We start from the raw sequence: 12,845 nt of genomic DNA, 5'->3' as shown, positions 1-12,845 counted from the left end.
TGCAAGGTCGCGCCTAGCGTGAGCCGGACCGCACGACGGGGACGCCGGAGGGCGGTGGGGCATGGCCCGAGGCGACACGACCAGCCGGGCGCTGGTGCTCGGTGGCGGGGGCATCGCCGGGGTGGCCTGGGAGATCGGCCTGCTGTCGGGGCTCGCGGCGCACGGCATCGACGTGCGGTCGGCCGACCTCGTCGTGGGCACGTCGGCCGGGTCCGTCGTCGGCGCGCTGCTGTGCGGCGGCCGGGACCTCGAGGAGCTCTACGCCGCCCAGCTCGAGCCCCTGCCCGCGGACGAGCCGACCGTCGACTTCGACGGGATGGCGCTGATGACCGCCATCGGCGCCGCGCTGGCCGGCACGGCGGGGGAGCAGGAGGCGCGGGCCCGCGTGGGCGAGCTGGCGCTGCACGCCGACACGGTCCCGGAGGCCGACCGCCGCTCGGCCATCGCCTCGCGGATCGGGGCACCGTCCTGGCCGGCGCAGCGCCTCGTGGTCACCGCCGTCGACACCGCCGACGGCGCGTTCACCTCCTTCGACGCCGGGTCCGGCATCGCGCTGCTCGACGCCGTCACGGCCAGCTGCGCGGTGCCCGGCGTCTGGCCGCCGATCACGATCGGGAGCCGGCGGTACATGGACGGCGGGATGCGGTCGGCCACCAACGCCGACCTCGCCGCGGGGCACGGCCGCGTCCTCGTCGTGGCCCCGGTCGAGGGCTTCGCCGACAGCCCGCTGGGGCCCGGTCTCCCCGCGGAGCTCGACACGCTCCGGCGCGACGGCGAGGTGCACCTCGTGGTCGCCGACGAGGCCGCCCGCGCCGCGTTCGGCACCAACCCGCTCGACCCGCGCACCCGGGCGCCGTCGGCCCGTGCCGGCAGAGCCCAGGCCGACGCGGTGGTCGCCGGACTCCGCGGGTTCTGGGGATGACGACCGTGTCGGTGTCCCCGGCGCCCGAGCTGGTCGAGACCGAGGTGCTCGGCACGCCGGTGTCGGTCCTCGTCGCCGCGGCCGAACGCCCGCGCGGCGTGGTGTTCGCGCTGCACGGCGGCGCCTCCGGCAAGGAGTACTTCGACCACCCCCTGGACCCGGAGCTGTCGCTGCTGCGGCTGGGCCCGGCCCTCGGCTTCACCGTCGTCGCCCCCGACCGGCCGGGGTACGTGCCCGGCGACGGCGCGGGGGCGATGCCGGCCGCCGAGCGCACCGACCTGCTCTACGCCCTGCTGGACGTCGTCCTCGGGCAGCGGGACCGCGGGGCCGGCGTCCTCGTGCTCGCCCACTCGATGGGCTGCATCTCCGGTATCCGGATGGCGGCCGATCCGCGGGGGCGGGAGCTGCTGGGCCTGGAGTTCTCCGGCACCGGGCTGCACTGGTCGCCCGAGGTGCACGAGGCCACCGCGGCCGGCGACGGGCGGCTGGGCGGGTCCTCCCTGCGCCGGCTCATCTGGGGCCACGAGGAGCTCTACCCGCCGGGCAGCCACCGGGCGGTGCGGCCGGCCGTCACCGGTCCGGCCAGCGAGGGGCCCGACATCGACGGCTGGGGCGAGGAGCTGCCGCGGCTGGCCGCCGAGGTCCGGGTGCCGACCCGGTACGCGCTGGCCGAGCACGAGGCCTGGTGGGCACCCGGCCGCGGGCCGCTGGCCGAGGTCGCCGGGTTGTTCACCGCCGCGCCGGTCGTGGAGACGGCGATCGAGACCGGGGCCGGCCACAACATCAGCCTCGGCTGGACCGCGCGCGCCTACCACCTGCGCGTGCTCGCCTTCGCCGAGCAGTGCATCGCCCGCCGGGTCGAGGGAGCCTCCGGCTGACGCCCTCGCGACGCCTCGGTCAGCGGTGGGCGAGGATCTCGTCCAGGAGGCCGAGCGGGTCGCGGGTGCGCTGCTCGGCGAAGTCGTGCAGCCAGACGCGGAACGCGGCCAGTTGCCGCGCCACGTCCACGCGGGTGCGCCAGTCGGGGTCGTCCGGCCCACCGCGGCGCGCGGTCAGGTAGCCGGCGATCCGCAACTCGTGGTCCTCCAGCGACATCCAGGGGGAGGTGCGCACCTCCTCGGCGTTGCGCACCACCCGGAACAGCACGCCCATGGGGCCCTCGTGGGCGACGATGCGCTCGCCGACCTCGCGCAGCGCCCGCCGAAGCACCTCCCGGTCGTCCAGGTCCGGCGGCGCGGCCATGACCGTCTCGACCAGCCGGTCGGCGAGGTCCTGCACGGGCGCGGCCAGGACGTCGCCCTTGGAGGGGAAGTAGCGGAAGAAGGTGCGCGGAGCGATCGCCGCCGCGGCGCAGATGTCGGCGACGGTGACCTTCTCGTACCCGTGCTCGGCGAAGAGCTGCAGCGCCGCGTCCACCGTCGCGGCGCGGGCGTGCGCCCGCTTCCGTTCGCGGAGTCCCTCCATGGCCGGCCACCTCGTCGTGCTCGACCGGCCGGGGCCGGATCTGTCGAAGGTCGTGGAAATGTGGCATGGTCTGCCGTGTGGCAGAGACTGCCACGAAGGAGCGAGATCTGACCCCACCCGGAGGACCGCGGATGCGGAGCGCGCGCCCGCGGGGGCTCCGCGGTCCCGGGTACCCGGCGGGCCCGGCCGGTCCGCGAGGGACCGGCCGGGCCCGCCGGGAGGAGTCGGCGGTCCGCCGCCGTCCCGTCAGGACTGCACGGGACGACGGCGGACCGATCGGTGCTCTCCGGTCAGCTGATCGCCTCGCCGCAGAACGGCTCACCGTCGTTCAGCGGGACGAAACCGTCACCCTCGAGCTGCAGGTAGAACGAGCACTGCTCGTCGTAGCTCGACGTGCTCTGCGGGATGGGCTGCGGGTAGAGACCGTCGGCGTCCCAGTCGTCGGTCTGCTGGAGCGTGGAGATCAGACCGGCCTGGTCGGTGTCGCAGCCGGCCTTCTCGAGGCCGTAGAGGAACAGGGAGGCGCCGAACCAGCCCTGGCTCTCGTAGAACCCGGGGATGCCGGACTCGTTGCCCTGCTCCATGAGCGCGGCGCTGAGCTCCTGGGTCGCGGGGGTGTCGTTCTCGACCGGGACGAAGGCGTTGGAGAAGATCACGCCCTGCCCGATCTGGACGGCGACGTCGGAGCCGAGCAGGTCGGCGCCGTAGCCGGTCGGCGAGATGAAGATGCCGTCCCAGCCGGCCTGGTGCAGGCCGGCGACCAGCGCGAGCGAGGTGTCGAAGTTGATCGTCGTGTAGACCGCGTCGTCACCGGACTCCATGATGCCGAGCACCAGCGGGCCGACGTCGGTGCTGCCGAACTGGACGCTGTTGTTGGTGTAGCCGACCTCGAGTCCGGCCGCCTCGATCGACGCCTGGCCGCTCTCCAGTCCCGCCTGCGAGCTCGGGCTCACGTAGGCGATGCCGGCGACCTTGGTGGCGCCCTGCTCCTTGAGGAACTCGCCCGCGCCGCTGAAGACCGTCTCGTAGTCCGGCACCAGGCCGGTGTTGAAGAGGTTGTTGTCGGGGTCGCTCCACTCCCCGGCGCCGTCCCAGGCCCCGCCGAAGACCGGCACGTCGCTGGCCTGACCGGTCAGGTAGGGCGAGGCGCCGTAGAAGAAGGCGCTCACGTTGATCATCGCGAAGACGTCGTCCTGCTGGACGAGCTTCTGCGCCCCGGACAGGGCGCCCTGGGCCGACGACGTGTCGTCGGCCTGGACGATGTTGATCTCGACGTCCTTGCACTCGCCGTCGTAGGAGTCGAACCGGGCCTGAGCGCCGCGGATGGAACCCGCCGCCGCGGCCGCACCGGGGCCGCTGAGCGAGGTCAGGATGCCGACGTCCACCGGGCCGTCGGCGCGGGTGCCACCACTGTCGCTCCCACCGCCGCTGCTGCCCGAGTCCTCGTCGTCGCTGCCGCACGCGGACAGCACCAGCGCGACCGAGCACGCGATGCCGACCGCTGCCATTCCTCTTCTGCGCATTCCTTGGAGCTCCCATCGGAACGAAGGTTGTCGAACGATCGCAGGACCGCCTGGCGCACCATGCACCCTCCTGTGGTCCGTGTCACTAGGTGCCAGGAGCTCCCTAACGTCTGCTCCGGAGATCGTTACAGCGCTGTGATCTGGTTCACTTCTCGCGGCAGAGACTGTCAGGAGACGCGGAACGGCCCGGCCGGTCCTCGAGGGACCAGCCGGGCCGTCCGGTACTGCGGAGTCCGGTCAGTCGACCGGGTCACCGCAGAACGGCTCGTCGCTGAGCGGCACGAAGCCGTCACCTTCGAGCGTCAGGTAGTACGAGCACTGCTCGTCGACCGCCGTGGTGCTCTGCTTGACCGGCGTCGGGTAGAGGCCGTTGCCGTCCCAGTCGTCGGTCTCCTGGAGCGTCGAGATCAGGTTCGCCTGGTCGGTGTCGCAGCCGGCCTGCTCGAGGCCGTAGAGGAACAGGTCGGCGCCGAACCAGCCCTGGCTCTCGTAGAAGCCCGGGATGCCCGACTCGTTGCCCGCCGCCTGGAGCGCCGTCTTCATCTGCTCGGTGGCCTCGGTGCCCACCTCGACCGGGGTGAAGGCGTTGGAGAAGATCACGCCCTGCCCGATCTGGACGGCCGGCTCGGAGGCCAGCAAGTCCGCGCCGTAGCCGGTGGGGGAGACGAAGGTGCCCTCCCAGCCGGCCTGCTTCAGCCCGGCCACCAGCGCGAGCGAGGTGTCGAAGTTGATCGTCGTGTAGACCGCGTCGGCGCCCGAGTCGAGGATGCCGAGGACCAGCGGGCCGACGTCGGTGCTGCCGAACTGCACGCTGTTGTTGGTGTAGGCGACGTCGAGGCCGGCGTTCTCGATGGAGGCCAGGCCCGCCTCCAGGCCCGCCTGCGAGCTCGGGCTCACGTAGGCGATACCGGCGACCTTGGTCGCGCCCTGCTCCTCGAAGAAGTCCCCGTAGGACGTGTACACGGTGTCGTAGTCCGGCACGACGCCGGAGTTGAACAGGTTGTTGTCCTCCCCGTTCCACTGGTCCGCGCCGTCCCACGCCCCGCCGAACACCGGCACGTCCGCGGCCTGACCGGTGAGGTAGGGCGCAGCGCCGGCGAAGAACGGGCTGATCGTCAGGATCGAGAACACGTCGTCCTGCTGGACCAGCTTCTGGGCGCCGGCCAGCGCGCCCTGCGCGCTGGTGGTGTCGTCGGCCTGGACCAGCTCGAAGTCCAGGTCGCCGGCGCAGCCCTCGCCGGCCTCCTCGTAGGCGGCGAACCGCGCCTCCGCGCCACGGATCGAGCCCTGGGCCGCGGTCGCGGCCGGGCCGCTCAGCGACGTCAGGATGCCCACCTTCAGGGTGCCGCCGCCCTCGCCGCCACCGCCCCCGCCGCCGCCGGACTCCTCGTCGTCGCTGCCGCAAGCCGACAGGACGAGCGCGGTCGCACACGCCATGCCCATCAGCGCCACGCCTCTTCTGCGCATACCTCGGTGCCTCCATCGAATGAAAGTTGTCGAACGATCACAGGATCGCCTCCGGCACCATGCACGACCCTGTGGTGGGTGTCACCGGCGAAGGGCCGAACTACGCGGCAGTCACTGCCAGATCGTTACCTCCCCGTGACGAACGGCGGGTCCGCTCGGCGAGGCCGGGAGGTCCGTCGACGGGGCCTCCGAGAGGGGGTGTGCAGCGGTCTGACCTGCTGAGCGACGCGTCGCAGTCGAGCCCGGGAGGTCTCGGATCGTGACCCAGACCACGCAACACGCGTAGAGGTGTTGACGTGCATCGAACAGTCCAGCACCCTCGGCGCCATCCTGTGTGATGTCGGCGGGGCATTGGTCGTGCCGGCACACCGTTACTCCCGGTTCTATGGAGTCGATGTGCTCTCGTACGTCCTCGCCGGCCTGGGCCTCGGGTCCATCTACGCGATCGCGGCCGGCTCTCTCGTCATCACCTACGTCGCCTCCGGCATCTTCAACCTGGCGTTCGCGGCCATGGCCTACTCGGTCGCGCGCTTCTACTACTGGCTCCTCGTCGAGGAGGGCTGGGGGATCGTCCCCTCGGCGGCCGTGTCGCTGTTCGTCTTCGCGCCGGCGCTCGGGATGTTCCTGTACGCGGTGCTGTTCCGGCACCTGCGGCTGAGGTCGACGCTGATCAAGCTGATGGCGACGGTCGGCCTCTCGGTCGCGCTGCCGCCGCTGATCCAGCTGGTCCTCGAGCAGCCGACCAACACGCAGGCGCCGGGTCTCGCCCCGCGCCCGCTCGACGTCTTCAAGGTGTTCGGCTCGACGATCAACGCCGACCAGCTGGCCACCTACATCGGCCTCGTCGTCGTCCTCGTCGTCGGCGTGGGGCTGCTCCGGTTCACCAGCGTGGGGCTCAAGGTCCGCGCCCTGGTGGACTCCGAGGCGCTGACCAGCCTGAGCGGGACCAGCCCGGGCAAGGTGTCGCTCGGCGTCTGGGCGGCCAGCGTGACCCTCGCCGGGCTCGCCGGGATCCTGCTGGCGCCGACCCAGGGCCTGTCGGTCCAGTCGATGACCTTCCTGATGTCCGCGGCCTTCGCCGCGGTCGTCGCGGCGAAGCTGCGCAGCCTGCCGCTGGCGGTGGGCGTCGCGCTCCTCATGGGCGTCACCACGAACGTGCTCGAGAAGTACATCGACCCCTCGAGCACCTTCGGCGCGGTCATCAAGCCCGCCATCCCGTTCATCTTCATGCTGCTGTTCCTGCTCTACTACGCCCTCCGCGGGCAGGCCGGCGACCTCGTCGCCGGTGGCGCCCTGGACCGGGCGATCGCCACGCAGGGCGGTGACCCGAGCGTCGTCTCCGCGGTCGCCGGTGGTGGTTCCAACCGGCGGTTCCTCAACCCGGGCCTGCTCGCCGGGGTCATCGTCATCGGCATCTTCGCGATGCTGCCGGGCATGCTCGACAAGTTCTGGTCGGGTCTGCTCGCCGGCGGCGTCGCGCTCGCGATCGCCCTGCTGTCGTACACGCTGGTCGTCGGTGAGGGCGGCATGGTCTGGCTGAGCCAGATCACCTTCGCCGGCGGTGGCGCGGTCCTGTCGGCCGAACTGGTCCGCAACTGGGGCTGGGAGCCGCTCGTCGCCGTCCTGGTCGCGGCCGTGATCATCGTGCCGGTCGGGGTGGTCATCGGGTTGCTGACCATCCGGCTGGGCAACCTCTACATCGCCCTCGTGACGCTGACCTTCGGCTCGCTGATCACGACCCTCGTCTTCCGCCGCGACCCGTACTACAACTTCGGCTCGGGTCAGCCGATGCCGCGGCCGGAGTACGCGACGACGAACGACGACTTCACGTACCTGGCGCTGGCGGTGTTCTGCATCCTGGCGATCCTGATCGTGAACGTGCGGCGGTCGACCGCGGGCCTGGCGATGAGCGCGGTCCGGTTCAGCGAGAGCGGCGCCAAGACGCTCGGCATCAGCGTCGTCCAGACGAAGGTCCTCGTCTCCGGCCTGGCCACGTTCACGGCCGCGGTCGGCGGTGGCTTCATCGCCATGAACGCCGGCTCCACGCTGCCGGACTCGTTCGACCCGGCCGTCGGGCTCGTCTGGCTCGCCGTGCTGGTGACCATGGGCGCGCGGTCGAACATCGCCGCGCTCATCGCCGGCGCCCTCTTCGTGCTGATGCCGCAGATCTTCCAGATCTACATCTCCACGGATCTGGGCGACGTGCCGACGATCCTCTTCGGGCTCGGCGCGCTGGGTCTGGCCCTGCACCCGGAGGGCACCGTCGTCCAGGTCGGCAACAACATCATGAGCCTCTACCGGAAGCTGTTCGGGCGGAGCGACCCCGACCCCGAGGCCCCGGTCCCCCCGGGCACCCCCGGCGCCGCGCTCCCCGACCGCGACGAGGCCGACAACCCCCTGCTGACGCCCACCGCCCGCGGTGGGTCGGCGACGATCCCCGCTGGAGGACAGGCATGAGCACCGCACTGCACGCGGCCGACGCGACGGTGCCGGGCACCGAGGTCCCGCGCCTGGAGGCCCGCGGCGTGACCGTGCGCTTCGGCGGGCTGGTGGCGAACAAGGACGTCGACCTGGCGGTCGGCAGCCAGCAGATCGTCGGTCTGGTCGGCCCGAACGGCGCCGGCAAGAGCACGCTGTTCGCGGTGCTGTCCGGTCTGCTCAAGCCGACTGCGGGCCGGGTGTTCATGGACGGCGACGACGTCACCGGGACCTCGGCGCAGAAGCGGGCGGCCCGGGGGCTGGCCCGCACCTTCCAGCACCCGGAGCTGTTCTCCTCCCTGACGGTCCGCGAGCACCTGGTGATCGCCTACCGGATGAAGAACGCCAAGAGCCGGATCTGGACCGACCTGGTCAACTTCCGCGGTTTCGCGAACTCCCCGAAGGCCGAGGACGCGCGGGTCGACGAGCTGATCGACTCGCTGCAGCTCGGGGCCATCCAGCACCGGCCGGCGGCGGGCCTGCCGCTCGGTTCGGCCCGGCTGCTGGAGATCGCCCGGGCCCTGGCGCGGGAGCCGCGCGTGCTGCTCCTGGACGAGCCCTCGTCGGGCCTCGACGTCCGGGAGACCGAGGAGGTCGCGGAGGTGCTGAAGTCCGTCGTCCGCGACCACGGCGTCTCGCTGCTGATGGTCGAGCACGACGTGGAGCTGGTGCTCGGCATGTCCGACGCCGTCCACGTGCTCGACTTCGGCGTCAAGATCGCCGGCGGCACGCCCGCCGAGGTCCGGCAGGACCCCGCGGTCCGCGCCGCGTACCTGGGCGAGGAGATCGAGAAGCCCGCCGTCCAGCAGGCCGAGTCCGAGATCGAGCAGGGGGAGCTGGCGTGACCACGAGCGAGTCGGTGTCGGTGCAGTCGGAGCCGGCGGTGTCGGGGTCGCTGCTGCGGGTGGAGAACCTGGCGGTCCGCTACGGCGCGGCCCAGTCGCTGTTCGACGTCAGCATCGACGTCCCGGTGAACAGCGCGCTGGCCGTGCTGGGGTCCAACGGCGCCGGCAAGAGCACGCTGGCCCGGGCCCTGTCGGGTCTGGTCCCGTCCTCCGGCGGCAAGGTCTGGTTCGACGGCAAGGACATCACGAAGGCCTCGCCCACCAAGATCCGCCGGGCCGGGTTGGTGCACCTCCCGGAGGGCCGGGGTGTGTTCCCCGGGCTCACCGTCCTGGAGAACCTGCGCATGGCGCTGTCCACGCAGCGCACGGGCAAGGAGGAGAGCCTGGACCACGCGTTCGAGCTCTTCCCGGTCCTCGGCCAGCGGCGCAAGCAGCTCGCCGGCACGCTCTCCGGCGGGGAGCAGCAGATGCTCTCCCTCGCCCGGGCGCTCATGGTGTCGCCGAAGCTCGTGATCGCCGACGAGATGTCGCTGGGCCTGGCGCCCAAGCTCGTCGACCTGGTGTTCGAGAGCCTGGCCAAGATGCGGGAGGCCGGCATCGCCGTCCTCATGATCGAGCAGTTCGCCAGCCGGGCGCTGAGCTTCGCCGACCAGGCGATCATCCTGCAGCGCGGCAGCGTGACGTGGTCCGGCCGCGCCGAGGACGCCGGCGAGGAGCTGCTGCACGCCTACCTGGGTGGCGCGACGGCTGCCTGATCCGACGGCACGACGACGGCCCGCCGGGGGAGCTCTCCCGGCGGGCCGTCGTCGTGCCGTGCCCACGTCCCGGGAGGGGCTGCTCTGGTAGGCCTTACGGGACGTCGCGCCGGGAGAGCTGCCCGGTGCCTGTGATGCCGAGGAGGCGTCCATGCCCTCGATCGACACGTCCGGTGGCCGGCGGCGGCCGCCGTTCGACGCCGCCCGTGCCGAGGCGGCCGTGCGGGAGCTGCTGCTGGCCGTGGGGGAGGACCCCGACCGGCCCGGTCTGCGCGACACCCCCGGTCGGGTCGCCCGCGCGTACGCGGAGACCTTCGGCGGCCTCGACCAGGACCCGGCGGAGATCCTGGCGACCACCTTCGAGGAGGACCACGACGAGCTCGTCCTCGTGAGGGACATCCCGATGTACTCCACCTGCGAGCACCACCTGGTCCCCTTCCACGGCGTGGCGCACATCGCGTACATCCCCAGCGAGGACGGGCGGGTGACCGGCCTGTCGAAGCTGGCCCGGCTGGTCGACGTCTACGCCCGCCGGCCCCAGGTGCAGGAACGGATGACCCGGCAGATCGCCGACGCCCTGCACGACGTGCTCAAGCCGCGCGGCGCCCTCGTGGTGATCCAGGCCGAGCACCTCTGCATGGGCATGCGGGGCATCCGCAAACCCGGCGCGGTCACCACCACCTCCGCGGTCCGCGGCCTCTTCCGCGACAGCGCGGCCACCCGGGCCGAGGCCATGTCGCTGGTGCTGGGCCGATGAGCGGGTTGGGCGGGGGGCCGAAGAGCCAGCGCCGCGGCCGGGCCATCGCCATGACCGCCGAGGAGGTCGACGGCTTCCTCGGCACGGAGCGGACCTGCCGGGTGGCGACGGCCGGTGGCGACGGCCGGCCGCACGTCGCCCCGCTGTGGTTCGTCTGGGACGGCGGTGCGCTCTGGCTGAACTCCCTCACCCGCAGCCAGCGCTGGACCGACCTGGTCCGCGACCCCCGGGTGGCGGTCGTCGTCGACACGGGGGTGGAGTACACCGAGCTGAGGGGCGTCGAGATCACCGGCCGGGCCGAGCCGGTGGGAGACGTGCCGCGCAGTGACGCCGACGACCCGGAGCTGGCCCCGGTCGAGCGGGCGTTCGCGCTCAAGTACGGCGGCACCGACACCTACGTCCCGGACGGGCGGCACGCCTGGCTGCGGATCATCCCGGAGAAGCTCGTCAGCTGGGACTTCCGGAAGCTGGGTGCCCCCCGCGGCTAGGGGGCGAAGACCGAGCTGAGCGCCGCGGCCACCTCGCGGTGGCCGGCGACCAACCGGCACCGGCCGCGACCCGCCCGGGCCAGGTCGCGACCCAGGTCGACGTCGTCCTCGCCGGTGGTGTCCAGCATGACGTCGAGCCGGGGCAGGCGGGCGGCGACCAGCCGCGGGTCCGGGCCGGCGTTGTGCACGCAGTCCGACAGCAGCAGCACCCGCCCGTCGCGGGCGGGGACGCCGGACAGCTGGGCCGCGGCGGTCTCCAGCGCGAAGGAGACGTTGGTCAGCCCCTGGGCCGGCATGCGGACGAGCAGGTCGAGCACCTTCGCCGGATCGGCCGGCTCGCCCATCCGGACCAGCACCGCGGCGTCGGACCAGAACGCGACGACCGACAGCCGGTCGCGGGCGAGCTCCCCGGCCAGCGCGCCGACGGTCGCGGCCGCCGTGCGGATCCGCTCGCCGCGCATCGACCCGGAGACGTCGACCACGAGGACCACGGACCGCCGGCGGCGCACCCGCTCGCGGACGATCACGTCGTCGTCGTCGGGCAGGGGCTTGGTGACGAGCGCGTCGAGCGTGCGCTCCAGGTCGAGCTCGTCGGAGCCGCCGCTCCACGGCAGGCTGGTCAGCTCACCGACCCCGCGGCGGGGCCGGCGCTCCCGTGGCGGCCGGGCCACCGCGAGCCGTCGGGCGATCTCCCGGGCGCGCTGGCGCACCCGTGCCTCGGCCGCGTCGGCGGCGGCGAGGTCGGCCAGGGCGATGACCGTGCCCTCCTCGTCGGTGGCGCCGCGCGCCGTCCGGCCCGGGGGAGTGGCCCCCTGCTTCATCCGCCGGCGGTCCCCACCGGTGAGCGTCAGCCCACCGCCGCCCGAGCTGGGCGTGAACAGCGACGGCTGCTCGGTCAGTTGCTTGGGCTTGCGCTTCAGCGGCCGGCCGCCCCGCGGCGACTCGCGCCGGTTCCCGCTCCGCCGCTCGACCGGTGAGTCGGCGGCGATCGTCCTTCAACCGGGGTCGGCCGCCGAGGGCAGCAGCAGGAAGTGGTCCTCCCAGATCTCCCGGAGCACGTGCTCGGGGGTGGACTCCAGCGCCTCGTCGAGGAAGATCCGCCCCGACAGCGCCAGCATCAGCGCGTCGAGCACCACCGCCGTGTACTCCTCGGGCAGGCCGCGCGGCGGCGCGACCGACGGCTCGTCCGGCAGCGGGACGGCCCGCATGGTGGCCAGCTGGGCGGCGACGAGCGCGAGGTCGATCGCCCCGCGCACGCTGCTGCCCTGGCGGACGTCGTCGCGCTCGCGGGTGGCCCGGGTGAGGGCGACGGCGTCGGCGATCAGCCGGGGCGACTCGATGCCGGTGCGCCGGCCGACGATGCCGCGCTCGGCCTCGGCGTCCTGGTAGTCGATGGCCAGCCGGCACAGCCGGTCGTACACCGACGTCGACAGGCGCGTGGTCCCGATGTTGTCGTAGGGGTTCATCGACGCGACGACCCGGAACGAGGGCAGGGCCTCGACGGTGCCGACCCGGGGGACGGTGATGCGCCGCTCGGCCATGGCCGTGAGCAGCGTGTTGAGGGTGTCCTCCGGAGCGCGGTTGAACTCCTCGACGTAGAGGAAGCCACCGGACCGCATGGCGTCGACCAGGGGGCCGGCCACGAAGTTGTCCGCGGTGTAGTCCTCGCGCAGCACCCGCGCGGGACTGTGGTGTCCCACGAGCCGCGTGGGCGTCAGGTCTGCGTTCCCCTCGACGAACAGCAGCGGGATGCCCCACTCGGTGGTGATCGAGCGCAGCAGCGTCGACTTGGAGGTGCCGGGCGGGCCCTCGAGGAGCACGTCGCGGCCGGCGGAGACGCTGGCCAGCAGCAGGTCGAGCTCGCGGTCGCGGCCCACCAGGTGGCGGGCGACGCGCCGGCGGATGTCGCGGACCGAGGCACCGTCGGCGCCGGCGACACGGGACCCCGTGATGACGGTGTCCCCGCCCGGGAGCCCGGCCCCACGGTCGCCCGGGAGCACCTCGTCGGGTCGCTCGGCCGCTGTCGCCACGGATCCTCCTCGCTCGGGCGCGGCCGTTGTCCCGGTCGCCGTCCCAGGCCATGTTATGACTTGTATCGAAAGGCTCACCGGAGGGCGGCGTTCCGGAGGGGCCTCCCCTGATCCGC

The 12,845-nt window shown here is 72.8% G+C and carries 12 protein-coding genes; 7 read left to right on the top strand and 5 right to left on the bottom strand.

Going from position 1 to position 12,845, the window contains the following annotated elements; genetic code table 11:
- Window positions 1-61 precede the first annotated feature (61 nt).
- Both N555_RS0101495 and N555_RS0101490 read left to right on the top strand, forming a co-directional pair.
- Window positions 62-922 carry a patatin-like phospholipase family protein gene (locus N555_RS0101495; RefSeq protein WP_029429735.1) on the top strand — a complete coding sequence of 287 codons (861 nt, stop codon included), beginning with the start codon at window positions 62-64 and terminating at the stop codon, window positions 920-922.
- Window positions 919-1,800, top strand: a complete 882-nt coding sequence (locus N555_RS0101490; RefSeq protein ID WP_029429734.1) for an alpha/beta fold hydrolase — start codon at window positions 919-921, stop codon at window positions 1,798-1,800. The genes N555_RS0101495 and N555_RS0101490 overlap by 4 nt, the downstream gene beginning before the upstream one ends.
- 19 nt (window positions 1,801-1,819) lie before the next feature.
- Here N555_RS0101490 and N555_RS27690 read toward each other — a convergent pair whose 3' ends face one another.
- From N555_RS27690 to N555_RS0101475, 3 genes are all read right to left on the bottom strand, one after another.
- A complete protein-coding gene (locus tag N555_RS27690; RefSeq protein WP_029429733.1) occupies window positions 1,820-2,386 on the bottom strand; it encodes a TetR/AcrR family transcriptional regulator in 567 nt (188 codons plus the stop codon).
- Between the two features lie 290 nt (window positions 2,387-2,676).
- Entirely contained in the window at window positions 2,677-3,894 is a 1,218-nt protein-coding gene (locus N555_RS0101480; RefSeq protein ID WP_197028872.1) for an ABC transporter substrate-binding protein, read from the bottom strand.
- A 252-nt stretch (window positions 3,895-4,146) separates the two neighbouring features.
- Window positions 4,147-5,376 carry an ABC transporter substrate-binding protein gene (locus N555_RS0101475; protein ID WP_034508299.1) on the bottom strand — a complete coding sequence of 410 codons (1,230 nt, stop codon included), beginning with the start codon at window positions 5,374-5,376 and terminating at the stop codon, window positions 4,147-4,149.
- Window positions 5,377-5,772: 396 nt separating this feature from the next.
- On the opposite strand from N555_RS0101475, the gene N555_RS0101470 reads away from it, so the two are divergent.
- From N555_RS0101470 to N555_RS0101450, 5 genes are all read left to right on the top strand, one after another.
- Complete coding sequence (locus N555_RS0101470) at window positions 5,773-7,833, top strand: ABC transporter permease (RefSeq protein WP_051683543.1); 2,061 nt, start codon at window positions 5,773-5,775, stop codon at window positions 7,831-7,833.
- Window positions 7,830-8,699, top strand: coding sequence for an ABC transporter ATP-binding protein (locus N555_RS0101465; protein ID WP_051683542.1), 870 nt, complete (start codon window positions 7,830-7,832; stop codon window positions 8,697-8,699). The genes N555_RS0101470 and N555_RS0101465 overlap by 4 nt, the downstream gene beginning before the upstream one ends.
- Window positions 8,696-9,454 (top strand): ABC transporter ATP-binding protein, encoded by a 759-nt coding sequence (locus tag N555_RS0101460; RefSeq protein WP_197028871.1) that lies wholly within the window; start codon window positions 8,696-8,698, stop codon window positions 9,452-9,454. Before N555_RS0101465 ends, N555_RS0101460 begins: the two co-directional genes overlap by 4 nt.
- A 151-nt stretch (window positions 9,455-9,605) precedes the next feature.
- Window positions 9,606-10,211 carry a GTP cyclohydrolase I FolE gene (folE, locus tag N555_RS0101455; RefSeq protein ID WP_029429727.1) on the top strand — a complete coding sequence of 202 codons (606 nt, stop codon included), beginning with the start codon at window positions 9,606-9,608 and terminating at the stop codon, window positions 10,209-10,211.
- A complete protein-coding gene (locus N555_RS0101450; protein WP_029429726.1) occupies window positions 10,208-10,699 on the top strand; it encodes a pyridoxamine 5'-phosphate oxidase family protein in 492 nt (163 codons plus the stop codon). Before folE ends, N555_RS0101450 begins: the two co-directional genes overlap by 4 nt.
- On the opposite strand, the gene N555_RS0101445 is transcribed toward N555_RS0101450, so the two are convergent.
- A complete protein-coding gene (locus N555_RS0101445) occupies window positions 10,696-11,520 on the bottom strand; it encodes a vWA domain-containing protein (protein WP_231502566.1) in 825 nt (274 codons plus the stop codon). The genes N555_RS0101450 and N555_RS0101445 overlap by 4 nt on opposite strands.
- Before the next feature lie 174 nt (window positions 11,521-11,694).
- A complete protein-coding gene (locus tag N555_RS0101440) occupies window positions 11,695-12,729 on the bottom strand; it encodes an AAA family ATPase (protein ID WP_231502565.1) in 1,035 nt (344 codons plus the stop codon).
- Between the last annotated feature and the right edge of the window lie 116 nt (window positions 12,730-12,845).

The sequence above is a fragment of the Blastococcus sp. URHD0036 genome (genome assembly GCF_000701365.1).
Lineage (GTDB): Bacteria > Actinomycetota > Actinomycetes > Mycobacteriales > Geodermatophilaceae > Trujillonella.
The sequence above is the reverse complement of the archived record's forward strand: the minus strand, read 5'-3'. Positions and strand labels throughout refer to the sequence as shown.

Excerpts from the sequence above, each read along its gene's own strand:
- N555_RS0101495 (WP_029429735.1), top strand. The coding sequence starts at position 62 with ATGGCCCGAGGCGACACGACCAGCCGGGCGCTGGTGCTCGGTGGCGGG.
- N555_RS0101490 (WP_029429734.1), top strand. The coding sequence starts at position 919 with ATGACGACCGTGTCGGTGTCCCCGGCGCCCGAGCTGGTCGAGACCGAG.
- N555_RS27690 (WP_029429733.1), bottom strand. The coding sequence starts at position 2,386 with ATGGAGGGACTCCGCGAACGGAAGCGGGCGCACGCCCGCGCCGCGACG.
- N555_RS0101480 (WP_197028872.1), bottom strand. The coding sequence starts at position 3,894 with ATGGCAGCGGTCGGCATCGCGTGCTCGGTCGCGCTGGTGCTGTCCGCG.
- N555_RS0101475 (WP_034508299.1), bottom strand. The coding sequence starts at position 5,376 with ATGCGCAGAAGAGGCGTGGCGCTGATGGGCATGGCGTGTGCGACCGCG.
- N555_RS0101465 (WP_051683542.1), top strand. The coding sequence starts at position 7,830 with ATGAGCACCGCACTGCACGCGGCCGACGCGACGGTGCCGGGCACCGAG.
- folE (WP_029429727.1), top strand. The coding sequence starts at position 9,606 with ATGCCCTCGATCGACACGTCCGGTGGCCGGCGGCGGCCGCCGTTCGAC.
- N555_RS0101450 (WP_029429726.1), top strand. The coding sequence starts at position 10,208 with ATGAGCGGGTTGGGCGGGGGGCCGAAGAGCCAGCGCCGCGGCCGGGCC.
- N555_RS0101445 (WP_231502566.1), bottom strand. The coding sequence starts at position 11,520 with ATGAAGCAGGGGGCCACTCCCCCGGGCCGGACGGCGCGCGGCGCCACC.